This is a genomic window from Streptomyces angustmyceticus (assembly GCF_040701845.1).
Taxonomy (GTDB): Bacteria; Actinomycetota; Actinomycetes; order Streptomycetales; family Streptomycetaceae; genus Streptomyces; species Streptomyces angustmyceticus_A.
This window is the reverse complement of record NZ_JBFBHQ010000021.1, coordinates 1-22,250: the sequence shown is the minus strand read 5'-3', so window position 1 is coordinate 22,250 and position 22,250 is coordinate 1. Positions and strand designations below refer to the sequence as shown.

At 73.7% G+C, this 22,250-nt stretch carries 20 protein-coding genes; 11 read left to right on the top strand and 9 right to left on the bottom strand.

Annotated elements, in window-relative coordinates:
• The first annotated feature begins 657 nt into the window (after positions 1-657).
• Positions 658-1,161, top strand: coding sequence for a large conductance mechanosensitive channel protein MscL (mscL, locus tag AB0411_RS29260; RefSeq protein ID WP_366420283.1), 504 nt, complete (start codon positions 658-660; stop codon positions 1,159-1,161).
• A 43-nt stretch (positions 1,162-1,204) separates the two neighbouring features.
• Here mscL and AB0411_RS29255 read toward each other — a convergent pair whose 3' ends face one another.
• The 5 genes from AB0411_RS29255 to AB0411_RS29235 form a co-directional block, all read right to left on the bottom strand.
• Entirely contained in the window at positions 1,205-1,483 is a 279-nt protein-coding gene (locus tag AB0411_RS29255) for a hypothetical protein (RefSeq protein ID WP_366420282.1), read from the bottom strand.
• 139 nt (positions 1,484-1,622) lie between these two features.
• Entirely contained in the window at positions 1,623-2,087 is a 465-nt protein-coding gene (locus AB0411_RS29250) for a MepB family protein (RefSeq protein WP_366420360.1), read from the bottom strand.
• Between the two features lie 1,102 nt (positions 2,088-3,189).
• Positions 3,190-3,345, bottom strand: coding sequence for a hypothetical protein (locus AB0411_RS29245; RefSeq protein WP_366420281.1), 156 nt, complete (start codon positions 3,343-3,345; stop codon positions 3,190-3,192).
• A 1,227-nt stretch (positions 3,346-4,572) separates the two neighbouring features.
• Positions 4,573-5,073, bottom strand: coding sequence for an AMP-binding protein (locus AB0411_RS29240; protein WP_366420280.1), 501 nt, complete (start codon positions 5,071-5,073; stop codon positions 4,573-4,575).
• A 454-nt stretch (positions 5,074-5,527) separates the two neighbouring features.
• Positions 5,528-7,120, bottom strand: a complete 1,593-nt coding sequence (locus AB0411_RS29235) for an MBL fold metallo-hydrolase (protein WP_366420279.1) — start codon at positions 7,118-7,120, stop codon at positions 5,528-5,530.
• A 476-nt stretch (positions 7,121-7,596) separates the two neighbouring features.
• Here AB0411_RS29235 and AB0411_RS29230 point away from each other — a divergent pair, with 476 nt between their 5' ends.
• From AB0411_RS29230 to AB0411_RS29220, 3 genes are all read left to right on the top strand, one after another.
• Complete coding sequence (locus tag AB0411_RS29230) at positions 7,597-8,397, top strand: GntR family transcriptional regulator (RefSeq protein WP_366420278.1); 801 nt, start codon at positions 7,597-7,599, stop codon at positions 8,395-8,397.
• Entirely contained in the window at positions 8,382-9,356 is a 975-nt protein-coding gene (locus AB0411_RS29225; protein ID WP_366420277.1) for a sulfite exporter TauE/SafE family protein, read from the top strand. Before AB0411_RS29230 ends, AB0411_RS29225 begins: the two co-directional genes overlap by 16 nt.
• A gap of 100 nt (positions 9,357-9,456) precedes the next feature.
• The gene (locus AB0411_RS29220; RefSeq protein ID WP_366420276.1) at positions 9,457-10,671 is read left to right on the top strand and encodes an NAD(P)/FAD-dependent oxidoreductase; all 1,215 of its coding nucleotides are present in this window, start codon (positions 9,457-9,459) and stop codon (positions 10,669-10,671) included.
• Positions 10,672-10,768: 97 nt separating this feature from the next.
• Here AB0411_RS29220 and AB0411_RS29215 read toward each other — a convergent pair whose 3' ends face one another.
• A complete protein-coding gene (locus tag AB0411_RS29215) occupies positions 10,769-11,878 on the bottom strand; it encodes a MerR family transcriptional regulator (protein ID WP_366420275.1) in 1,110 nt (369 codons plus the stop codon).
• 70 nt (positions 11,879-11,948) lie between these two features.
• On the bottom strand, positions 11,949-13,307 hold the full coding sequence (locus AB0411_RS29210) for an amidohydrolase (protein WP_366420274.1): 1,359 nt from the start codon (positions 13,305-13,307) through the stop codon (positions 11,949-11,951).
• A gap of 247 nt (positions 13,308-13,554) precedes the next feature.
• Between AB0411_RS29210 and AB0411_RS29205 the strand changes: the two genes are divergently transcribed.
• The 4 genes from AB0411_RS29205 to AB0411_RS29190 all read left to right on the top strand — a co-directional run bounded on the left by AB0411_RS29205 (position 13,555) and on the right by AB0411_RS29190 (position 18,223).
• A complete protein-coding gene (locus tag AB0411_RS29205) occupies positions 13,555-14,586 on the top strand; it encodes a methyltransferase (RefSeq protein WP_366420273.1) in 1,032 nt (343 codons plus the stop codon).
• Positions 14,587-14,689: 103 nt separating this feature from the next.
• On the top strand, positions 14,690-15,847 hold the full coding sequence (locus AB0411_RS29200; RefSeq protein WP_366420272.1) for a low temperature requirement protein A: 1,158 nt from the start codon (positions 14,690-14,692) through the stop codon (positions 15,845-15,847).
• Between the two features lie 437 nt (positions 15,848-16,284).
• Positions 16,285-17,118, top strand: a complete 834-nt coding sequence (locus AB0411_RS29195) for a L,D-transpeptidase family protein (RefSeq protein ID WP_366420271.1) — start codon at positions 16,285-16,287, stop codon at positions 17,116-17,118.
• Entirely contained in the window at positions 17,111-18,223 is a 1,113-nt protein-coding gene (locus AB0411_RS29190) for a P1 family peptidase (RefSeq protein ID WP_366420359.1), read from the top strand. Before AB0411_RS29195 ends, AB0411_RS29190 begins: the two co-directional genes overlap by 8 nt.
• Positions 18,224-18,242: 19 nt before the next feature.
• Here the strand turns inward: AB0411_RS29190 and AB0411_RS29185 are convergent, their stop codons facing one another.
• A complete protein-coding gene (locus AB0411_RS29185) occupies positions 18,243-18,959 on the bottom strand; it encodes a VIT1/CCC1 transporter family protein (RefSeq protein WP_366420270.1) in 717 nt (238 codons plus the stop codon).
• 83 nt (positions 18,960-19,042) lie between these two features.
• On the opposite strand from AB0411_RS29185, the gene AB0411_RS29180 reads away from it, so the two are divergent.
• Positions 19,043-19,666, top strand: coding sequence for a hypothetical protein (locus AB0411_RS29180; RefSeq protein WP_366420269.1), 624 nt, complete (start codon positions 19,043-19,045; stop codon positions 19,664-19,666).
• A gap of 20 nt (positions 19,667-19,686) precedes the next feature.
• Here AB0411_RS29180 and AB0411_RS29175 read toward each other — a convergent pair whose 3' ends face one another.
• Positions 19,687-20,019 carry a hypothetical protein gene (locus AB0411_RS29175; RefSeq protein WP_366420268.1) on the bottom strand — a complete coding sequence of 111 codons (333 nt, stop codon included), beginning with the start codon at positions 20,017-20,019 and terminating at the stop codon, positions 19,687-19,689.
• Between the two features lie 270 nt (positions 20,020-20,289).
• On the opposite strand from AB0411_RS29175, the gene AB0411_RS29170 reads away from it, so the two are divergent.
• Positions 20,290-21,573, top strand: coding sequence for a CaiB/BaiF CoA transferase family protein (locus AB0411_RS29170; RefSeq protein WP_366420267.1), 1,284 nt, complete (start codon positions 20,290-20,292; stop codon positions 21,571-21,573).
• 81 nt (positions 21,574-21,654) lie between these two features.
• The coding region (locus AB0411_RS29165) for an Ig-like domain-containing protein (protein WP_366420266.1) at positions 21,655-22,250 on the top strand (596 nt) is incomplete at its 3' end.

Here is a 22,250-nt window from a genome sequence, read left to right as displayed (position 1 = left end):
CCTGCTCTCCGTCCGCCTGCTCTCCATCCGCCTGCCCTGCTGCTGCGGCTTCCTCTCCCGCCCCCTTCTCTCCCGCCCCCTCCTCTCTGTCTCGTCCGTCTCGCGCTCTCGATCCCCGTCTGCTGCCCGATCCCGGCTTCCTCTCGCCGCCGCTTCCCGCGCCGCCGCCGTGTGAGGTGCCGCACTTCGCTCCCGTGCGGGCGGGCGGCGGGCGGCGCGGACGGGGGCGGGTCGCCCGGCAGCGGATGCTGGTCGCCGGTCTGGCGATGACCGCCGCAGCACTGGCCGGCGGAGCCTCGTACGGTGCCGTACGAGCCGTTCCCGCTCCCGGATGCCCGTCGTCGGCGGCCGCGGGAGGGCGGTGAACCATGCTCCAAGATCAAGTGGCCACCGCATGCACCTCACGCCACACTGCTGCGAGTGGCGGGGCATCCGCCGCGCGCCGATGGGGGCGCGCTCACCGCACCACCACCGCGGTATCCGTGGTATCCGTCCACGGCGTTCGCAGGGTCGAACCCCTCCGCCGGACGCGCACCGCGGCCTCGGCCGATCGCCGGTTCGTGGTGGACGACTGGACACCTCCGCCCTGCCCTGCCGTAAGTTGCGGTGCTGAACATTGGTGCACCATCCCCCGTGAGCGTGGAAAGAGGCTGTCAGGTGAGCGAGAGCAAGGGCGTCCTTCAGGGGTTCAAGGAATTCCTGATGCGCGGCAACGTCATCGAACTCGCGGTCGCGGTGGTCGTCGGTGCTGCCTTCACGAACATCGTGAACGCCGTGGTCAAGGGCGTGATCAACCCGATCATCGGCGCCCTGGGCTCGCAGAACCTCGACAATTACAAGGCCTGCCTCACCACGTGCGAGGTGAACAAGAAGACGGGCGAATTCACCAGCGGGATCTACCTGCTCTGGGGCTCGGTGCTCAGTGCCGCCCTGACCTTCCTGATCACCGCCGCGGTCGTCTACTTCCTCATGATCCTTCCGCTCAACAAGTGGAAGGACCGCCTGGCGGCCAGGAAGCCGGTCGAGGACGCTCCGGTGGATCCGACCGAGGTCGAGCTGCTCATCGAGATCCGCGATGCGCTGCTCGCGCAGCGCACCGGATCGCCGTCCGTGCCCTCCTCCAGTGCGGGGATCATCGGCACGCAGAAGTCTCAGCAGTAGCGGGCGCACACAGCGGCCGGCACACGCCGCCCCTTCGCCTCGCTCAGAGGTGGTGGGGCGGCTTTTCGTCGAGGAAGCGGGCGAGATCGGCGGCGCTGTCCCTGCCGTCCGCGCGCTCGCCCCAGCCCCGGTCGGTGTCGTCCGAGGACTGCTGGTTCAGCGGGTCGTCGAAGATCAGCTTCGCGGCGGGCTTGCGGGCCGGGCGCGCCGAGGACGAAGGGGCGGACGCGGACTCCTGCGCGGCCGCGCCGTCGGCTGCGTCCTGGGAGGCGGGGGCCGACTCGGGTTCGGGAGCCGGCTGGGGCTCGGGGGCGGTGCTCACCCCTCCAGGGTACGGGCGGGGCGGGGGCGGTCGGTGGTCGGCGTGGGCCGGAGATCGGGCCACGGCGCGGGATCCGCAGGAAGCCGCCCGGCCGGCACCGGCGTGCGGTCGCGCGGCGCCCGCGGACGGAGTCCGTCGCTCAGGGACGGTAGAGGGCCTGGGCGCGGGCCGTGTCGAGGGGAGCATCCTCGGGGATCGGCAGGAAGTACTTCACCTGCCACGCCTGGGTGCTGCGGGCCTGGCGGTTGGTGGTCTCCACCCACGGCGGGTAGACGCGGAACGCCCGCTTTCCGCCGGAACCGTTCCTGGAAACGATGTCCCGTTGGCAAAGCACGTCCCGCGGAAAGACGAAGTGCCCGGCATTGCGCTCGTCACGGGAGCTGATGACGAAGAGGTCGACCGGATCCTCGGAGTCGAACGGAGCAATCGGCCCGCCGGGGCTCCGCTTCCACACCGTGACGAACTGACCGACCTTCGTCGGGGTCGTCTTGGCCACCCGGAACCTCACCGAGCTGCCCTCGAGCGTGAATTCATGCGCCGCATACTCGGCGCTCTCGGCCTCGGGCACCGGCTGGGAGCAGACAAATCCGCAAGGGTCGTACACCCTCGCCTTCGCCACGAGGAGGTCCTCATGCAGTGAATCCTGACCCGACCAAGGCTGGAAACCTGCAGAACGGTGCTCCGAAGAGGCCGAGGAATTTGTCGCCATTGCGCCATCCTGTCATTGCCGGGTGAAGCGCCGGCCGGTGGGTTGACGGTTCGGATTCCCGCATGGGCCGGACGCTGCCCCCCGCCTTGCGGGAGGGGGGTGGGGCGGGCGCGGGCAGTGGGGATACAGCTACGGCTGTGGGTGCGAGCGCGGGTAGTGGGACCACAACTACGGCTGCGGGTGCGGGCGCGGGTGTGACTACGACTGCGGGCGCGGTGCGGGTGCGAGCACGGGTGTTGCTGCAGGTGCGGGTGTTGCTGCGGGTGAAAGCGGTACGGCTGCGGCTGTGGGCGCGGGGGCGAGTGCGGGTGGGCTGCTGTGGGTGCGACTTCCCACACGGTCCGGAGTGGTCTTTTGGGGTGGCACCGAAGACGTCACGCCGGCAAGACGCGCTCGCCTACGGCGAGATCGGCTGCGTGGGCGCTGACTGGTGGCAACGGGGGGCCGGGCTGCTCTGCACGGGCAGTTCGGTTGCCGCCTACGAGCGCTCCAGATGCTGCGCACCCGCGGTCCGACTGCCGCCTACGGGCGACCCAGCCGCTGCGTACGGGCAGTCCGGAAGCTGCGCAGAGGCGCTCCGGCCGCTGTGTACAGGCAGCACGGACGCTGCGCACAGGCGCTCCGGCCGCTTGTACAGGCAGTCCGGAAGCTGCGCAGAGGCGCTCCAGCCGCTGCATACGGGCAGTCCAGGTACCGGCCACGGGCGGGTCCAACTGCCGCTTGCGGGCGGCCCGGATGCTGCGCGAGGGCGGTCCAGCTAACGCCCTCGAACGGTGCGGATGCTGCGCAACGGCCATCGAGGTCACACCCGTGGGCGATCCGGATGCCACGCTCGGGCGGGCCGGCTGCCGCCCACGAGCGGTCCGGCCGTTGTGCACGGACGGTGGGGTGGGGTGGGTGGGAGAGGGCGGGAGGGAGGGAGGGGCGGGGGTGGGGGGGAGGGCCCCCAGGAGAGGGAGCAAAACGAAGAGCACAGGCCGGGCTGGTGCCTGCCGTGCTAGTGGCCCTTGTCGTGGGTGGGTATGGGGCGGGGGCGGTGCCAGTCCAGGGGGCGGGCCGGTGGGCCCTGTGAACCGTGGCCGCGCTTCAGGGGGCGGTTCCGGGTGGTGCCGGGCAGGGGGTGGCGGGGGTGCGCGTACTCATGGCGGGCCATGGGGCGGCGGCCTTTCCGGTCGGGGGGAGGGGGCGACGGCTCGGTCGGGAGAGACGACGGGCGGCCGGTTCGTTGACCCGGGCGGTAGGCGATCGGTAGGCGATACCGAGGGCGAGGAGGCTGCTGATCGCGGCGTCGGAGAGCGGTGCGGGGTCGAGGCTCCGCAGTGTGCGGCTGTCCAGAAAGGTGGCAGCCATCAGGAGAAGCGCGATGGCCGCTCTCATCGGCATCGCGCGGACCGTGGAGGTCGGATGGATCGCCGGGGACGCAAGGAACCTATGGAACGTGCGGGGTGTGTGGGCCGCAGGGATCGCCGGGGCCGTCTGGGGCCTCGGCCTAGGGGGCGCCACTGATGCCTCGGGATTTATGGCCGGGGCAGGTGGGGCGTCTGGTGGCTGTGGCACGGACCCCACGCTAGGCACGTATACGGCAAATGGCTTGTTTTGCGGTCTTAGTGGGTGAATCTGCGCCACAGTGCTGGACCAGAGCCGCGTCTTCCGCTGGCGGGCGGAGGCCATCGCTCGCCTTCGTGCGCTCCGCTTCGTGCCGGGCGTGGGCTCTTTCGTACCGCGTGGGCTCGTTCGTGCCGGGCGTGGGCTCGTTCGTGCCGGGCGTGGGCTCGTTCGTGCCGGGCGTGGGCTCGTTCGTGCCGGGCGTGGGCTCGACCCACCGTGTGACCGTCCGCGCCGCCCGCACATTCCCAGTGGGCCGCAGGTCCGCACTTCTTCTGGCTGGGCTGGGCTGGGCTGGCAATTCTTCTCGCCGGGCGCGGGGCCTATCTCTTCGCGCTCGGCGTCACCGCTCCTCCCCCGACGGGCGCGGGTTCCGCTCTCCCCCCAGTGACACGGGCTTGCCCGTCACCAATGCACACGGCTCCCCGACTCCCGTAGGGACATGGCGCTCCCGCCTCCGATAGGGGGCGCGGTGCTCCGTCTCCGGTAGGGGGCGCGGCGCTCCGTCTCCGTCTCCGGTCTCCCGTCTCCCGTCTCCCGTCTCCCGTCTCCCGTCTCCCGTCTCCCGTCTCCCGTCTCCCGTCTCCCGCGGGGAGGCTCCCCTCCCCCGTGACGCAACCTTCCCCGTACCAACAGGCACGGGGGCTCCCCCGCAGACGCAGGCGCTCCCCTCCCCCCATGGGCAGGCTCCCCGTCCTCCATGAGCAGGCGTCCCGGTGGGCGCACAGGCTCCCCGGATGCGCGCTCGGGTCTTGCTCCTCGGGCGGCTGAGCCCTCAGCGGGTGGCTGCCGGGACGCCCAGGGCTTCGTGCCACCACAGGTCGCGGCCCGGCTTCCAGGAGATCGGCCGGGAGCACCGGTTCACCACCAGCACGGTGCGGTCCGGCGCGCTCCCCGAGGCCGCGCCCCGTGCCAGCGCATGGTCCAGCAGCGGCTTCACCGGGCGTACGGCACCGTCCCAGAACGCGGCATCGGCCGTGATCAGCACCCGGGCCGAGGACTCACCGGTCCGCGCGACGAGTTCGGGCACCGTCAAGGAGACGGGCAGCGTGGTGCGTATCGCGTCCAGTCGGCCGCAGGCGAGCGTGGCGATCACCGATTCGGGGACCAGCGGCAGGTGCACCGCGACCCGGTCACCGGCGCGCACGCCGAGCCGGGTGAGCGCGGCCGCGGCGCGCTCGGCCCGGTCCAGGAGCATGCCGTGCGTCAACTCCTCCTGGCGCCCGGGCTCCCCGCTCCAGGTGAGGGCGATCCGCGACGCCTCGGGCTCCTGCATTTCCCGGGTGTCATCTGCATGCTCTGAGATCAGACGGCGCAACATGCGGATCAGGATGTAGATCACCGATCAACGTTCGCTGAACGTCCGCTTTATGAGGCGCTCGCTCGCCGCTCGGTCGCAGCCTCGCGGCAGCACTCGCGCCGGAGTTCACCGTCCGCCCAGCCGGGCGCGGTTCGTCGTCCCGGGCTTCCTGCCCTGTTCCTTCCTGCCCCATTCCCCTGTGTTCCATCCCCCTTTTCCACTCTCCGTGCGTCCTTGCTCTCGCTCAGAGGGCCGTCACTCCCGTGCCCCCACTGCTTCCGCAGCCCTTCCCCGGTCGCCGCCGTACCCCCGCACGCTCACCCGGACGCGTGGATGCGCGGTGGGCCCGTCGACGCGGTCGACGCGGCCGAGGCGGTCAAGGCGGTCAAGGCGGCCGACGCAGCCGAGGCGGCGGTAGCGCCGGGCAGGCTCACCCGGCGCCTGCGGCCGCCGCCTCGTAGCCCCCCACCACATCGCAGACGTCGCCGAAGCCGCGGGCCTCCAGCAGCGCCGCCGCGATCACCGAGCGATTGCCGCTGCGGCAGTACAGGACCACCGGGCGGGCCGGGTCCAGTTCGTCGATGCGGTGAGGGAGTCCGGCGAGCGGGATGTTGCGGGCGCCGGGGAGGGCGCCTGCCTCGTACTCGGCCGGATTGCGGACGTCGATCAGTTGGATGGCCGAGCGGTGCACGGAATCGGACGGCCCTACTCCGGTTGTGTCGACGGCAGTCGTGTCCGCTCCGGCCGTATCGGCTCCGACCGTTTCGGCGCCGGCCGTATCGACGCCGGCCAGACCGGCTCCGGCTGTGCCGGCCCCGGCCCTGTCGGTCCCTGCCGCGTCCACTTCGGCCAGACCGGCTCCCGTCAGGGCGGCTCCGGCCGGGACGGCCCCCGTCGAGCGAGTGCCGAGTTCGTCATGGCGGATGCGCCGGCTGCTGCGGGCGAGGGCGGGAGTGCGGTCCAGTACGGCGGCCGGGTCGGGGAGATGGCCGAGGACGTGGTCGTAGCCGATGCGGGCGAGGCGGAGGCGGGCCTCCTGTTCGGTGCCGGGGTCGGCGAGCAGCACGATGGGGGTGCCCGGGGCGACCACGCTGCCGGCGTACTCCGCGAACCGGGTGTCCAGGCTCGTATGGAGCGAACCGGCCAGGTGCGCACGGGTGTAGGCGGCCAGTGGGCGGCAGTCCAGGAGGGCGGCGCCCTGCCGGTCGCGGGCCGCGAGTGCCTCGTCCAGGGTGAGGGCGGCCGGCGGGCCGGGCTCCAGGAGGGGGTGGCCGTCGCGGTTGAGGGCCGCGTCATGCGCGAAGTAACCGGGGGCGGCGGGCTGTCCGGCGGTGACCAGCCGGACGAAGTCGGCCTCCGGCATGGGCTGCAGGGCGTAGTTGAAGCGGCGTTGGTCGCCGATGGTGGAGCTGGTCTCGCTGGAGAGGCTGCGGCCGCAGGCGGAGCCGGCGCCGTGTGCGGGGAAGACCCGGGTCGCGTCCGGGAGGGTCAGGAGTTTGGTGTGCAGGGAGCGGTGCAGCCGGGCGGCCATGTCGTGCGCGGAGTGGCCGGCGGCGGAGAGCAGGTCGGGGCGGCCGACGTCGCCGACGAAGAGGGTGTCGCCGGTGAGGACCCCGAACGGCACCTCGTCGTCGGGGTGTTCGTGGATGACCAGGCAGATGGATTCGAGGGTGTGACCGGGGGTGGCCAGGACGGTGAGGGTGACGCCTTCGCCGTCGTCCGGGCCGAGCGGGATCCGCTCGCCGTCCCGTAACCGCCGTATGGGGAAGCCGGTTTCGGCGGCCTCGCCGAAGGCGATGGCGGCGTCGGTGGCCCGGGCGAGTTCGAGGTGGCCGGAGAGGAAGTCGGCGTGAATGTGCGTCTCGATGACGAGTTCGATGCGCAGGCCGGCGGCTTCCGCGTCGTGGAGGTAGTCGTCGATGTCGCGGCGCGGGTCGACGAGGACGGCGCGGCCGGTGGTCTTGTCGCCGATCAGATACGACGCCTGGGAGAGGCAGTCGAGGTAGTACTGCGCGAAGTGCACGGTCGGCCTCCAGGGGTGCGCGGGGCCCGTGCGCGGTGGCTGGGCCCCCTCAGGCAGGGTGCGTTGTGCGGATGCACGGATGTACGTACATTAGGGAGCCGGGTGGCGGGCGACAAGCCGTGACCGCCGCCCCGACGCACCATGTGACGCCGCACCAGGCCCCCTACGTGCCGACGTGGCAGGCATCACGCGCCATGTCGCCTCGCGGGGACGTGCGGGACGGCGTGCGGAACGGCGTCGCGCACGGACGGGACCGGTGATGCCGCCTCACACGAGAGGCGCGTGACGCCGCCTCAGCTCCACGCACGGCTTGGCGCACCGCCTTTGCGCATCGCTTCCTGCACGGCCTACGCACCACACCCGCCGCACCACCCGCCCCATCCACCGCACACCCACGCCGGCCGCCTCGTACCGACCGGCCCGGCATCGCCCACCGCACCCCACCACCACCCCGTAAGCCCGCGGAGGAACCCACCATGACGACCGAGCCGCCGGACGGCGCGCACGGCCCGCGTCCCCTGGACCGGCGCTCGCCGCTGCCCCTGTGGGCGCAGCTCTTCGACGATCTGCGCCGCCGGATGGAAGCCGGCGCGTTCAGCGCGGAGTTCCCGGCCGAGCACCGGCTCACGGGCGAGTACGAGGTCAGCCGGCACACCGTCCGCGAGGCGCTGCGCAAACTGCGCGCCGACGGGCTGGTGATCGCCGAGCGCGGCCGTACCAGCCGGCTCGACACCCGTCGCATACAGCAGCCGCTCGGCTCGCTCTACAGCCTCTTCCGCGAGCTGGAGGGCCAGGGCGTGGAGCAGCGCAGCGAGGTGCTGCGGCTGGAGCGGACGGCGGACGGGACGGTCGCCGGGCATCTGGGGCTGATTCCGGACGCGCCGCTGGTCGTACTGGAGCGGCTGCGGCTGGCGGACGGCGAACCGCTCGCGCACGACACCGCGTACCTGCCCGCCGAGGTCGCCGAGCCGCTGCTGGACGCCGACTTCGGGCACACCTCGCTCTACGGCGAGCTGACACGCCGCTGCGGGGTGAAGGTCACCGGCGGCCGGGAGCGGATCCAGCCGTTCCTGCCGGACATCCGGCAGGCGTGGCTGCTGGGGCTGGCCGACCGGGAGCCCGCGTTCACCATCGAGCGGCTGGGGCGGGCCGCGGAGCGTCCGGTGGAGTGGCGCGAGACGGTGGTCCGCGGCGACCGGTTCGCCTTCGTCGCGGAGTGGTCCGGCGAGAGCCGGGCCGTCGCCCTGGCGCCGCGGGCCTCGTGTCCGTCCTCATAGCCGCCGCGGCGCTGCCGTGCGGGCTGCTGATCGGGCTGCTGCTGGGTGCGCTCGGCGGCGGCGGATCGGTGCTGGCGGTGCCCGCGCTGGTCTATCTGCTGGGGCAGTCGCCGCACGAGGCGACCGCGGGCGCGCTGATCGTGGTCACGGTCGGCGCGGTGACCGGGCTGGTCTGCCATGCCCGTGCCGGGCGGGTCCGGTGGGCGGCCGGTGCGGTCTTCGGGGCGCTGGGCACGGCCGGCAGCTACTTCGGCTCCCGGTGGAGCGCGGCACTGGACCCGACGGTGCTGATGGCGGCATTCGCGGGGCTGCTGCTCGTGGTGGCGGCGATGCTGGTGTCACGGGGGCTGCGCGAACGACGGGGGGCGGACGGCGTGCGCCCCTTACGGGTGGCCACGGAGACGGAGACGGTGGGCTCGGAAGAGGGGAGGGAGCCGGTGCCTTTACGTGACGGACCGGAGCACCCGCGCTCCCCCGAGGCCCCGGAAGCCGTGCCCTTACGTGACGACCCGGAGCGCGTGCCCTCCTGCGGGGACCCTGGGCGCACGCCGTCGCACGGCGCCCCCGCCGGCTCCCGCCGCGCCCGCCCCGTACGGTTCGCCGTGACCGCCTCCGCCGTCGGCCTCCTCACCGGGTTCTTCGGGGTCGGTGGCGGCTTCGTCGTCGTACCGGCCCTCACCCTGGTCCTGGGCCTGGAGATGCCGGTCGCGATAGGGACCTCGCTCCTGGTCATCCTCCTCAACTCCCTTACGGCGTTGGGCACCAGAGCGGGCACCGGGGCCCTGGACTGGCCGCTGCTGGCGGGCTTCGCGGCCTGTGCGGCCCTGGGCAGCCACCTCGGCAACCGCCTCACCACCCGCCTGCGCCCCCAGACCCTGACCACGGCCTTCGCCGTCCTCGTCACCGTCCTCGCCGTCACCATGGCGGCCACCGCCCTCCCCCGTCTCTGGAGCCCCTGACCGCATGGGCCCCCTACGGGACCGCCCGCACACACCAACGTCCCTCCCTCCAAGGCCCCTTCACCACCACCCGTTCCGCTCACCCACCAGGAGGTAGTCCATGGCCCCCGCACCCGCCGCCCCGTCCCACCACCAGGTCCTCATCGTCGGCGGCGGCACCGCAGGCATCACCGTCGCCGCCCGGTTACGCCGTGCCGGAGTCCGCGGCATCGCGCTGCTGGAGCCGTCCGAAACGCACTGGTACCAGCCGCTGTGGACGCTGGTCGGCGGCGGCCAGGCCCCGTTGCGCGCCGCGCTGCGCACCGAGGCGGACGTCGTACCGCCCGGCGTGCGCTGGCTGCGGGAGCGTGCGACCGCCGTCGACCCGGCCGCCCGGACGGTCACCACGGCCTCCGGCCGGGTCCTCTCCTACGGGCGGCTGGTGCTCGCCCCCGGGCTGCAGCTCGACTGGGACGGCGTGCCCGGCCTTGCCGAGGCCCTCGGGCACGGCGGGGTGAGCAGCAACTACCGGCCCGATCTCGCGCCGCTCACCTGGGATCTGATCCGCCGGATGCGGAGCGGTACGGCCGTGTTCACCATGCCGTCCGGGCCGGTGAAGTGCGGGGGCGCCCCGCAGAAGATCGCGTATCTGGCGGCCGACCACTGGCGCAAGCGCGGCGTACTGGGCGCGATCCGCACCATCCTGGTGCTCCCGGAGCCCGCGATGTTCAAGGTGCCGGTCTTCTCGCGCGCGCTGACGGAGACGGCCCGGCGGTACGGCATCGAGGTGCGGCTGAGCTCGGAGATGACCCGGCTCGACGGTGCGGCCCGCGAGGCGGAGATCACGGATCACACCACCGGCAAGACCGAGACCGTGCACTACGACCTGCTGCACGCCGTGCCGCCGCAGCGCGCCCCCGAGTGGCTGGCCGCCGGCCCGCTGGCCGACCCCGCTTCCCCGTACGGGTACGTCAAGGCCGACCGGGAGACGCTCCAACACCCCGATTTCCCGAATGTGTTCGTGCTCGGCGATGTCGCCAACCTGCCGACGTCCAAGACGGGTGCCGCGATCCGCAAGCAGGCCCCGGTCGTCGTCGCCAACCTCCTCGCCGGTCTGCGCGGGCGTCCCGCCACCGCCCGCTACGACGGCTACACGTCCTGCCCCCTGGTCACCGCCCGGCACAAGATGCTGCTCGCCGAGTTCGACTACGACCTGCAGCCCACCCCGTCGATCCCCTTCATCGACACCACCCGGGAACGCACCGACATGTGGTTCCTCAAGCGCTACGGCCTGCCGCAGCTCTACTTCAAGGGGATGCTCAAGGGCCTGGCCTGACCCGCCGACGGCCCGGTGCGGCGGCGGGGCCCCTGCCCCGCCGCCGCACCGCCCTCAGGGCCGCCCGTAGGGGCCGTAGGGGCCGTAAGGGTGTCCCCTACGCAGCCGCCGCCGTCACCTCCCCCACCACACACGCCACGTTGTCCGGTGCTCCCGCCTCGCGGGCCAGGCGGATCAGTTCCCGTACGGCCCGGTCGGGGCCGTCGGCCGCGGTCAGCACGTCCTGGATCGTCTCGGGCGGCACGACCGAGGTCAGGCCGTCGGTGCACAGCAGATAGCGCTCCCCGGGCCGGGCCTCCAGCAGTTGCAGGTCGGGGGCGAAGTCGGTGGCCCCGTCGAGCGCGCGGAGCAGCAGGGTGCGCTGGGGGTGCGACGAGGCCTCCTCGGGGGTGAGCCGGCCCTCGTCGATCAGCGACTGGACCAGGCTGTGGTCGTGGGTGATGCGGAAGAGGCCGGAGTCGCGCAGAACGTAGGCGCGCGAGTCCCCGAGGTGCAGCAGCGCCAACTGGGTGCCGGAGCGCAGCAGTGCGGTCAGGGTGCTGCCGGTGGCCTCGTCGGCCGACGGGGCGGTGCGGTGCGCGCGCCGGGCCGCCTCTTCCAGGACGGCCGGCAGGTCCGCCGAGGTCAGGTCCTGGTCCTCCAGGTCCTTGAGCGCCTCGATCGCGGCCGTCGCGGCGGGGCCGCCGCTGGGGCCGTAGCCGTCGGCCACGGCCAGCAGCCGCGGCCCCGCGTAGGCGGCGTCCTGGTGGGCCGGGCGCACCAGGCCCTGGTCGGTCAGGGCGGCGCAGCGCATCGTCACGGGAGTGCTCGGTCCGGTCATGCCGGTGTCCTTTCTGGACAGCTGGTCGACGAGGAAGGCGGCCAGGTCCCGGCGGGCGGCGGTGTCGGCCTCGACCTGCGCCCAGTACGCGGCGACCGCGGCGGCAGCCGCGTCCGGTGCCCGTTCGCACACCTCGCGGATGCGGGCCAGCGGCATCCCGAGCCGGCGCAGCCAGGCCACCAGCCGGGCCCGCTCCAGCTGGGCCGGGGCGTAGTGCCGGTAGCCGCTCCGCGGGTCGACGCGCTCCGGGATGAGCAGGCCGAGCTCGTCGTAGAGCCGCAGGGCCTTCGGCGAGAGCCGGCAGGCCCGTGCGAACGCCCCGATGGTCAGCAGCTCACCGTCCCCGGTCGGCGTCGCGCCCTCTCCTGCGGCCACCCGTCGGTCCACCCGTCCGCCCTCCTCGTACCGGGCGCCTCGCCCGGTACGCCCGATGCTGGGGCTTCCCCCAAGGACAAGGTCAACCAGCGGCCGCCGCCCCGTCCCGGCCGGCGCGCCCCGCCGTCTGCGCCGGGGTGCTCTCCGCGGGTGCCAGTTGGTCGAGCGCGGCGGCGGTCAGCGCCTGGACGCCCATGGTGAGGGTCGGCCGGACCACGGGTACGAAGCGCGGCGAATGGTTGGACGGTATGTCCTGGGCGAGCCGCCCTGCCGCGAGCGCCGTCCGGAACTCCTCGGGGTCCCAGCCGCCCAGCCACCAGTAGTAGAGCGGCGCCCCGGCGGCGGTCGCCAGCAGTCCGGCGTCCTCGCTGCCGGTCGCCGGCCCGTAGGCGAACAGCCGCTGCTCGCCGAAGACTTTGGTGAACTGCTCGTTGACCTGCCGCAGGACCGCGGGGTCGTTGACGGTGACGGGGAAGGAGTCCAGGACCTCCGTCTCGGGCGCGCGGTCCGCGCCGGAGGCGGCGGCCTCGGCACGCGCCATGCGGTCGATGGCGGCCAGCACGGCCGTGCGCACCGTCTCGTCGAAGGTGCGCACGCTGAGCCGTACGACGGCGCGGTCGGGGATGACGTTGGCGCCGTCCCCCGCGTGGAAGGAGCCGACACTGACCACCGCCCGGTCCTGCGGCGCGACCTCGCGGGCCACCACCGACTGCACCCGCTGCACGAAGGCGGCCGCCATCAGGATTGGGTCGACGGTGGTCTCGGGGCGCGAGCCGTGGCCGCCGGTGCCGTGGAAGGTGATCTCCAGGCTGTCGGCGGCGGCCATGCAGGGGCCGGGGCAGTACGCGAGGAGCCCGGCGCCGAAGGGGGCGACATGCTGGGCCAGCACCACATCGGGCGTGGGGACCAGGCCCTGGCTGTAGAGGCCGGCGTCGAGCATGGCGCGGGCGCCGCTGCCGACCTCCTCGGCGGGCTGGAAGAGCACGATCAGGGTGCCGGACCAGCGGTCGCGGCCCGCCGCGAGCAGGTCGGCGGCGCCCAGCAGACAGGTCACATGGACGTCGTGGCCGCAGGCGTGCATCCGGCCGGGGACGGTGGAGGCGTAGTCCAGGCCGGAGTTCTCGGTGACGGGCAGGGCGTCCATGTCGGCGCGCAGCAGGACCACGGGTCCCGGGCCGTTGCGCAGCACGCCGACGACGCCGGTTTCGGCGATGCCGGTGGTGACGTCGTAGCCGCAGCCGGTCAGCCGGCGGGCGGCCTCGGCGGCGGTACGGGTCTCCTGGAAGCCGAGTTCGGGATGGCGGTGGAGGTCTTCGTAGAGGGCCACGAGGTCCGCGAGGCGGTCGTCGAGCGGGGCCAGGACGGCGGCGGAGTCGTCGCTGTGCTCGGCGTCATCGGTCGGGCGGGTCCTGCCGGTCGTGTCGCTGTCGCTGTCGCTCATACACGCATTCGACCATGCGCCGCCGCTCCGCACCGAGCGGCGTTCCCCCACCCGTCCCGGAGCCTCCCCCTAAGGGCACTCCGCCCCGCACCGCGCCCGGCCCGCCGCCCGCACGCCGCCCTGCCCTGGCCGGACTTCGCGGGTGCCGCCGCGGCCGCTCGTGACACCGGAGCCCGTGGCTGCAACCGTGAATCACCCTGCCCGTGGCCGGGACCGGCAAGCCCAAGCCGACGACTGGAGGCCGACGTTGGCCACTTCCCCCACCCCTTCGACCGGCGAGCCCCGCGACCTCATGACGCATCTGGTGGAGCAGGCCATGGGCCACCTCTTCTCCGCCGCCCTGCGCACCGCGGCCGAGCACCGCATCGCCGACCATCTCGCCGCGGGCCCGCGCACCGCCGGGCAGCTGGCGGCCGCCACCGGCACCCACGCCCCGCACCTGCGCCGCGTCCTGCGCTACCTCGCCACCCGCGGCTTCTTCCGGGAGGACGCCGCGGGCGCCTACCACCTGACGCCGGCCGCCGCCCCCCTGCGCACCGACGTCCCCGACTCGATGCACCCGGCCGTCATGATGCTGACCGACGCGCTGTTCCGGCAGACCTCGGAGACCGTCCCGGAGGCCGTACGGCACAGCGGCGCGTCCTTCGAGCGGATCGTCGGGGCGCCCCTCTTCGAGCACCTGAGGAGGGACCCGGCCACCCGGCGGCTCTTCGACGAGGGGATGTCCTCGCTGTCCGCCCCGGTCGACGCGGCGGTGGCGGAGGTGTACCCGTTCCCCGAGACCGGCACGGTCGTGGACGTCGGCGGCGGCCGCGGCGGGCTGCTGCGCGCCGCGCTGCGCCGCCACCCGCGGCTGACCGGGGTGCTCTTCGACCAGGCGCCGCCGCTGGCCCACCACCTCCTGGACGGCGAGGAGTTGAAGGGCCGCTGGCGCACACAGGAGGGCGACTTCTTCGCGTCCGTACCGGAGGGCGGCGACGTCTACGTCCTCAAGCACGTCCTGCACGACTGGCCGGACGAGGCCTGCCTGCGCATCCTGCGCAGCTGCCACCGGGCCATGGCGGCGGGCCGCCGGCTGCTGGTCATCGATGCCGTCCTGCCGCCGGGCAACGCCCCGCACTTCGGCAAGACCCTGGACGTCGCCATGATGGCGGTGGTCGACGGGCAGGAGCGGACCGCGGAGGAGTTCGCCGCCCTGCTGTCGGCCGGCGGCTTCCGGCTCACGCGGGTGCTGCCCACCGCGGCCTTCCCCTCGATCGTGGAGGCGGTCGCCGAGTAGCCGCCGCGCGGCACGACACGCCGCGCCCCGCTCCCCTCATGGGCGGCACCGCCGGCCCGCGCTGTACTGGGGCCGGCCGCTCCGGCCGACGAGAGGAGCTGACGTGCCGGTCCTCATGCGTGCGCGCCGTCGCGACGAGGAGCACCGCACCGCCACCCCTCTGGAGCTCTTCTTCGACCTGTGTTTCGTGGTGGCGGTCGCCGAGGCCGGACGCCAGCTGGCGCATGCGCTGGCCGAGGGGCATCCGGGGCACGGCGTCCTCGGCTACCTGATGCTGTTCTTCGCCGTCTGGTGGGCGTGGATGAACTTCAGCTGGTTCGCCTCGGCGTACGACACCGACGACCCGCTCTATCGCGTGGTGACCCTGGTCCAGATGGCGGGCGTGCTGGTGCTGGCCGCCGGCGTGCCGCGGGCCTTCGCCGACAGCGACTTCACGGTGATCTGGTTCGGGTATCTGGTGATGCGGCTGGCCATGGTCGCCCAGTGGCTGCGGGCCGCGCTCGCCGGCCGGGGCGCCGAGCGGCGCACCGCGCTGCGCTACGCCCTGGGGGTGACGGTGTGCCAGATCGGCTGGCTCGGCCTGCTCGCGGCGCCCAGGGGGGACGTGCCCTGGGTGTTCGTGGTCGTGGGGCCGCTGGAGCTGGCCGTCCCCGCGCTGGCCGAACGGAAGCGGCAGACGAGCTGGCATCCCCATCACATCGCCGAGCGCTACGGCCTGTTCACCATCATCGTGCTGGGCGAGACGATCGCGGCGGCCACCATGGCCGTGCAGTCGGCGCTGGACGAGCACGCCGGCCTGGGCATGCTGCTGCCGATCGCGGGCGGCGGGCTGCTGCTGGTCTTCGCGGCGTACTGGATCTACTTCGCGGTCCCCATCCACCAGCACCTGCGCTCGAACCGCCAGGCGTTCCTGTGGGGCTACGGCCACTACCTGGTGTTCGGCTCGGCGGCCGCGGTCGGGGCGGGCATCGAGGTCGCGGTGGAGGAGACGTCCGGCGCGGCGCACCTGTCGGCGTTCGCGGCGGCCGCCTGTGTCACGGTGCCGGCCGCCCTGTTCATGGCGACGGTGTGGCTGATCCACTCCCGGCACCAGAAGCGCGGTCCGGCCCAGCAACTGGTGCTGCCGGTGTCCTCGCTGCTGGTCCTGGGGTGCACCTTCGCCGGGCACTGGGCGGTCCCGGCGGCCGGCCTGGTGGCGTGCCTCACGGTCGCGGTCGGCGTGTCCCTCACATCCCGTCAGGAAACCGCCCTGGTGGAGTAGGAGCGGCCGCCGCGTCACCCGTCTCGGCGAGCGTCGGGGCACCGATCCGGGGAATCGGGCCCGCAGGGGCCGCCCGGCGCGCCCACGGGGCCACCGCCGCTTCCCCCATAAGTGTGCCGAACGGCCGTACAAACCTCCGCAACCGCCCTGATCCCGCATCAGATTCGGCCATCTTCCCCCCTCCATCGGAGGAGGGGCCCTCACCAGCGGAGCCCCTCGGCGCAGCGACACCCCATACCCCGTCAATTACCCACCAATGGACCCCACTTCCCGCCACTTGGTGCCCTTGTTCCCCTCTGTTCACCGGGGCCAGCGGAGGCGCGCCGACTCTGAAGCGGTAGGGTGCAGATTGCCCTTTTTATGACAGGGCGCCCCGGGAAAAGAGCCGCAGGAACCCCGGGGACCGACCGCCGTCCGTACCTGAGGAGACGCCAGCCATGGCCCGCCACGCTCAGTCCCGCGCGCGGACGAGACTGTCCCGGCGCAGCAAGGCCGTGGGCGGTCTCGCCCTCTCCACGCTGGTCGGCACCGCCCTGTGGGCGTGGCCGGCGTCGGGCGACGACCACAACAGCGCGACCGACGCCAAGAGCACCACGTCCACGACGGCTTCCGGCCCGGACACGCCACGCGTCCCCGTGTCCGCCGCGAAATCGGCCCCGAACGCCGCACCGAACGCGCCCGCCGGCCGGCCCATCCCGGGCCTCAGCGACGCCGCCAGGAAGCGCATACCGGCCGACGCCCGCCAGGCCCTGGTCGTCACGGGCAAGGGCATGGACTCGTTCGATTCCCGTGTCGTCCTCTACACCCGCGAGGAGGGCTCCGACGACTGGGAGCCGGGCCCGACCTGGTCCGCGCACAACGCCGCCCACGGCTGGACGGACGACCACCACTACGGCGACCTGCGCTCCCCCATCGGGGTCTTCCCCCTCACCGACGCGGGCGGCCTGCTGTCCGCGCCCGAGGGCACCAAGCTCCCCTACGACCACAACACCAGCTTCGTCGCCGACGGCACCGGCGTGGAGGGCGAGCCGCTGGCCGGCGCCTTCGACTACGTCATCGCCATCAACTACAACCGGAAGGCCGGCACCTCCCCCCTGGACCAGCAGCGTCCCTGGGGCGACGCCAAGGGCGGCGGCGTCTGGCTGCATGTCGACCACGACGGCCCCACCCAGGGCTGTGTGAGCCTCAAGCCCAAGGTGATGCGGGAACTGCTGCGCACCCTCGACCCCGACCTGCACCCGGTCGTCGTGATGGGACCGGCCGATTACTGAGCACCGGCCGCACCCCGCGGGGCCACGGGACGCGCTGACCGACGTCCCCGGCCTCCGGGTCGGCCACGCCCGGCGGACCGGCGACGGGTACCTGACCGGGACCACCGTCGTCCTCGCCCCCGAGGGCGGCGCGGTCGCGGCCGTCGACGTCCGCGGCGGCGGGCCCGGCACCCGCGAGACCGACGCGCTCGACCCGCGCAACCTCGTCCAGCGCGTCGAGGCGGTCGTGCTGACCGGCGGCAGCGCCTTCGGTCTTGACGCCGCGTCCGGTGTCGCCGCCTGGCTGGAGGACCACGGCCGCGGGTTCCGCGTCGGCCCCGACCCCGCCCAGGTCGTGCCCGTCGTACCGGCCGCCGCCCTCTTCGACCTGGGGCGCGGCGGCGACTGGCGGGCCCGCCCGGACGCCGCGCTGGGCCGGGCGGCGGCCGCGGCCGCGGCGGACACCGGGCCCGGCGCCCCGGTCGCCCAGGGCAACACGGGCGCCGGCACGGGCGCGGTGATCGGCGGCCTCAAGGGCGGCATCGGCACCGCGAGCGCGGTGCTCCCCTCGGGTGCCACCGTCGCCGCGCTGGCCGCCGTCAACGCCGCGGGCTCCGTCACGGACCCGCGCACCGGCGCCCTCTACGGCCGTCTGTACGAGAGCCCGGCGGCCCTGCCCGCCCCCGAGGTGCACGCCGCCGCCGTGCGCCGGCTGGCCGAGGCCCGGGAGATGTCCCGGGCCCGCTCGGCCGCGTCCGTCCGCCCGCCGCTGAACACCACCCTCGCCGTGGTCGCCACGGACACCGCCCTCACCCGCGCCCAGGCCCACAAGCTGGCCGGCACCGCCCACGACGGGCTGGCCCGCGCCGTGCGCCCGGTGCATCTGCTGTCCGACGGCGACACGGTCTTCGCGCTGTCCACCGCGGCGCGCCCGCTCGTCCCCGAAGCGGCCGGCACCGAGGCGGCCTTCGGCGTCCACGCCGAGGCCGGGGCCCTCAACGAGATCCTCGCCGCCGGCGCGGACGTCCTGACCCGCGCCGTGGTGCGGGCCGCCCTCGCGGCGGAGACGGTGGACGGCCCCGGCGGGGTCTTCCCGTCGTACCGGGACCTCTACGGGACGGACTGACCGCGGCCGCCCGCGGCGGTCACACCCCCACCGCCCCCAGCACCGACCCCGCGGCGTACGTCACGCCCATCGCCACGGCGCCGCCGCCGACGTTGCGCAGCACCGCCCGGCCCACCGGCGCGGCGCCCAGCCGGGCGCTGCTCCAGCCGCACAGCGCCAGCGCCGCCAGCACCGCGACGACCGTGATCCACAAGCGGTGCGCGGTCGGCGGCAGCACGATCGCCAGCAGCGGCAGCAACGCCCCCGCCGTGAACGCGAGGAAGCTCGCGCCCGCCGCATGCCAGGGGTTGGTGAGCTGGTCGGGGTCGATGCCCAGCTCCACCTCCGCATGGGCGCGCAGCGCATCGTGCTCGGTGAGCTGCTCGGCGACCTCCCTGGCCAGCTGCTGGTCCAGCCCCTTGCCCGCCAACATCTCGGTCAGCTCGACGAGTTCGGCCTGCGGCTCGCGCGCCAGCTCCCGCTTCTCCTGGGCGAGCGCGGCCTTCTCCGAGTCCCGCTGGGTGGAGACCGAGACGTATTCGCCGGCCGCCATCGACAAGGATCCGGCCAGCAGTCCGGCCAGCCCCGCCGTCAGCAGGGCGCCGCGGGAATCGGTGGCTCCGGCCACCCCGACGACGAGTCCGGCGGTGGAGACGATGCCGTCGTTGGCGCCGAGGACCGCGGCCCGCAGCCAGTTGAGCCGGCTGCCGAGCCCGCCGCCGTGTGCCTCGTCGTGCTCCGGTGTCTGCTCAGTCACCGCCAGAGCGTCTCATCCGCCCGGAGCGTGCCCCGCCCGACGCCCCCGCCCCGCCCCGAATTGGCCGGTGGTAGAAACGGCTTATGTCCGCACCGCCCCCCTCCCCGCCTCCCCAGCCGCCACCGCCCACGCTCGTCCAGCCGGCGCCCCGGGGGCCGGCACCACGCCGCCGCCTGTGGTGGCACCAGCTGATATTCGGGCTCTGGTACCGCCCGGTGGAGGTGCTGGACGAGGCGCGGGACCGCAGCGCCTGGAGCGCGGCAGTACTGCTGTCACTGATCAGCGGCGGCATCGGGGTGCTGTCGGTGGACGCGTTCCACACCCAGTGGGCCGTCGACCACGCCGCGGCCCTGAAGCTCCTCGGGCTGGGCGAGGCGGGCGTACTGGCCGCCAGCCTCGCGCTGGGCTCGGTCGCGCATGCGATCGCCCGGACGCTCGGCGGCATAGGCCGGTTCGCGCCCACGGCGAGCCTGTTCATCGTCCTCTTCTGGGTGACGGATCTGCCGCGGATGGCGATCGCGGCCTGGCTGCCGACCGATGCCACGTTCGTGCAGGCCGCGACCTGGACGACCTGGGGGTTCGGTTACGTCCTCGCCGTACTGCTCATACGGGGCCAGCACCACCTGTCGACGGGGAAGTCGGCGGCGGCGGTGTCGGTGCAGATGCTGGCCGCACTCGCCCTGCTGAGGCTGGGCCCGGTGCGCTGAGGCCCGCGGCCGCCGTCCGGTCAGCTCCGGCCGGACAGCTGCCGTACGAGGCCCTCGAAGGCCGCACGCTCGGCGGCGCTCAGCTCCACGCACTCCGACGGCGGACCGGCCGGCCCGGTCTGCCGCGGCACGGAGCCGAGCAGGCCCGGCTGCACGGGCAGCCCCGCCGGGCCGGGCGGGGCGAGCCGCCCGCGCGGCGCGTACCGTGCCCGCATCTCCCGCTGGTCGCGCCACATGGCCGTCTCGTACCGCCCCCGCCGCAGGAGTCTGGCCAGCCCGACGACCCAGACGATGGCCACAGCGAGCAGCACGCCGAGGCCGATCTGCTGCAGAATCGAAGCGGAGGGAAGCATGAGGTCCTCCCGGACGGGTAAGGCGCTGGGGCAGAGCCAGTAGACACCACATCTCGGGCCTTCCGACAGGGGATCTTGGGACTTAAGTCCCGAAGTGACGCATCTCCTATGACATTTCGCTACATTCCCCTCACGGTGCGGCACAACGGCCGCCCAAGAGGCCACCACGGCAGAGTGGCCGCCGCCCCGTTGGACGCCCCGGAGGCTTCCCCCGGCGAAGATCGCCGCGGACGATGACGGCACTTCGTCCGCGACGTGAGGAGCACGCACGTGCCGCAGCCGCACCGGCCGCAGCCCCGGCCGTCCACCGACGCCGACCCGGAGGCCGCCACCACGGACGCCACCGCCGCGGAGCCCGCCGGCCCCGCCCCGCCCGGCGCGGCGTCCGCCCGCGCCCTGGACGGCATCCTCGTCGCGGACTTCAGCCGGGTGCTGGCCGGCCCGCTGGCGGCCGCGACCCTCGCCGACCTCGGCGCCGACGTGATCAAGGTGGAGCGGCCCGGCACCGGCGACGACACCCGCGCCTGGGGCCCGCCGTTCGCGGATGACGGGACGGCCGCGTACTTCGACGCCGCGAACCGCTCCAAGCGCGGCCTGGGCCTCGACCTCGGCGATCCGGACGACGCCGCCGCGGCCCGCGAGCTGGCGCGCCGGGCCGACGTACTGATCGAGAACTTCCGCCCCGGCTCGCTCGCCCGCTACGGCCTGGACCACACCGCCACCCGCGCCGCCAACCCGGGCCTGGTGCACTGCACCATCACCGGATTCGGGTCCGGCGCGGGCGCGGAACTGCCCGGCTACGACTTCGTGGTGCAGGCCGTCGGCGGGCTGATGAGCATCACCGGCGAGCCCGGCGGGCCGCCCCTGAAGGCGGGGGTCGCCCTGGTGGACGTGCTGACCGCGAAGGACGCCGCCACCGGCATCCTCGCCGCCCTGCACCACCGCGCCCGCACCGGTCAGGGGCAGCTGGTGGAAGTGAATCTGCTCTCTTCTCTACTGGGCTCGTTGGTGAACCAGGCCTCCGGCCACCTGGCCACCGGCCGCGACCCGGGACCGATGGGCAACCGCCATCCGAGCATCGCCCCGTACGAGACGCTGGCCTGCCGGGACGGGGCGCCGCTCGCGGTGGCGGTGGGGAACGACCGTCAGTTCCGGGCGCTGGCGCAGGCGCTGGGCGCACCGGAGCTCGCCGACGACGCCCGGTTCGCCCGCAATCAGGACCGGGTGCAAAACCGTACAGACCTCATCAAAGCACTAGAAAACCGACTGGCCGCCGACACCCCTCAGGCCTGGACCGGGCGACTGGCCGCGGCCTCGGTGCCCTGCGGCCCCGTCAACAACCTCTCGCAGGCCCTGGAGTTGGCGGGGCGCCTCGGACTCGACCCGGTGACCCCCGTCGGTGCGGGCCGCATCCCCCAAGTCGCCAGCCCGCTCCGCCTTTCGGCCACCCCGGTGACCCAACCTTCGGCTCCACCCCGCCTGGACGAACACGGCACGCCACTGCGAACCTGGCTGTCGGGACCGGCCGACCAACCCCTCCCCACGCGAGTGTGACCTTCGTCACAACCGGGCCCCGCCCGCAACCGAATCCGCCCGTAGGTGCTGTTTATCAGCACGGAATCACAACACCCTTGTATGGAGCAGCTCGTGACATCGCCGGACAACCCCGCGCCCGCTCGGTCCCGCACCCCGCACCAGCTGCTCCCGTCAGCCGAGCAGCAGGTGTCCGGTGCACCGCGCCCGCGCCGCCGGATGCGCCGCACCCTGGCCGTGACCGCCCTGTTCGCGGCGGGTGCGCTGGCCCTGTCCGCCTGTGGCGGGGACGCCTCGGCCGGCGGCAATGACGACGGCAAGAACGGGCAGGCCGGTGCGGACGCCGCGGCCAAGAAGGACGCCTCGGACGCGAAGATCACGGTGTCCTCGAAGGACGGCGCCACCAACGCCAGCATCAACGACACCGGTGTGAAGGTCACCGGTGGCAAGTTGACCGATGTGAAGCTCACCGAGGCCGACTCCGGCAAGGACGTCGCCGGTGCCATATCGCCCGACGGCGCGTCCTGGAAGCCCGGCGCCCAGCTGGAGCGGGGCACCAAGTACAAGATCGTGGCGAACGCCAAGGACTCCAAGGGCCGCTCGGCGACCGAGAACACCACCTTCACCACGGTCTCCTCGGCCAACAGCTTCATCGGCTCCTACACCCCCGACGACGGCAAGACCGTCGGCGTCGGCAT

Excerpts from the sequence above, each read along its gene's own strand:
- AB0411_RS29245 (WP_366420281.1), bottom strand. The coding sequence starts at position 3,345 with ATGGCCCGCCATGAGTACGCGCACCCCCGCCACCCCCTGCCCGGCACC.
- AB0411_RS29240 (WP_366420280.1), bottom strand. The coding sequence starts at position 5,073 with ATGCAGGAGCCCGAGGCGTCGCGGATCGCCCTCACCTGGAGCGGGGAG.
- AB0411_RS29230 (WP_366420278.1), top strand. The coding sequence starts at position 7,597 with ATGACGACCGAGCCGCCGGACGGCGCGCACGGCCCGCGTCCCCTGGAC.
- AB0411_RS29220 (WP_366420276.1), top strand. The coding sequence starts at position 9,457 with ATGGCCCCCGCACCCGCCGCCCCGTCCCACCACCAGGTCCTCATCGTC.
- AB0411_RS29210 (WP_366420274.1), bottom strand. The coding sequence starts at position 13,307 with ATGAGCGACAGCGACAGCGACACGACCGGCAGGACCCGCCCGACCGAT.
- AB0411_RS29195 (WP_366420271.1), top strand. The coding sequence starts at position 16,285 with ATGGCCCGCCACGCTCAGTCCCGCGCGCGGACGAGACTGTCCCGGCGC.
- AB0411_RS29180 (WP_366420269.1), top strand. The coding sequence starts at position 19,043 with ATGTCCGCACCGCCCCCCTCCCCGCCTCCCCAGCCGCCACCGCCCACG.
- AB0411_RS29175 (WP_366420268.1), bottom strand. The coding sequence starts at position 20,019 with ATGCTTCCCTCCGCTTCGATTCTGCAGCAGATCGGCCTCGGCGTGCTG.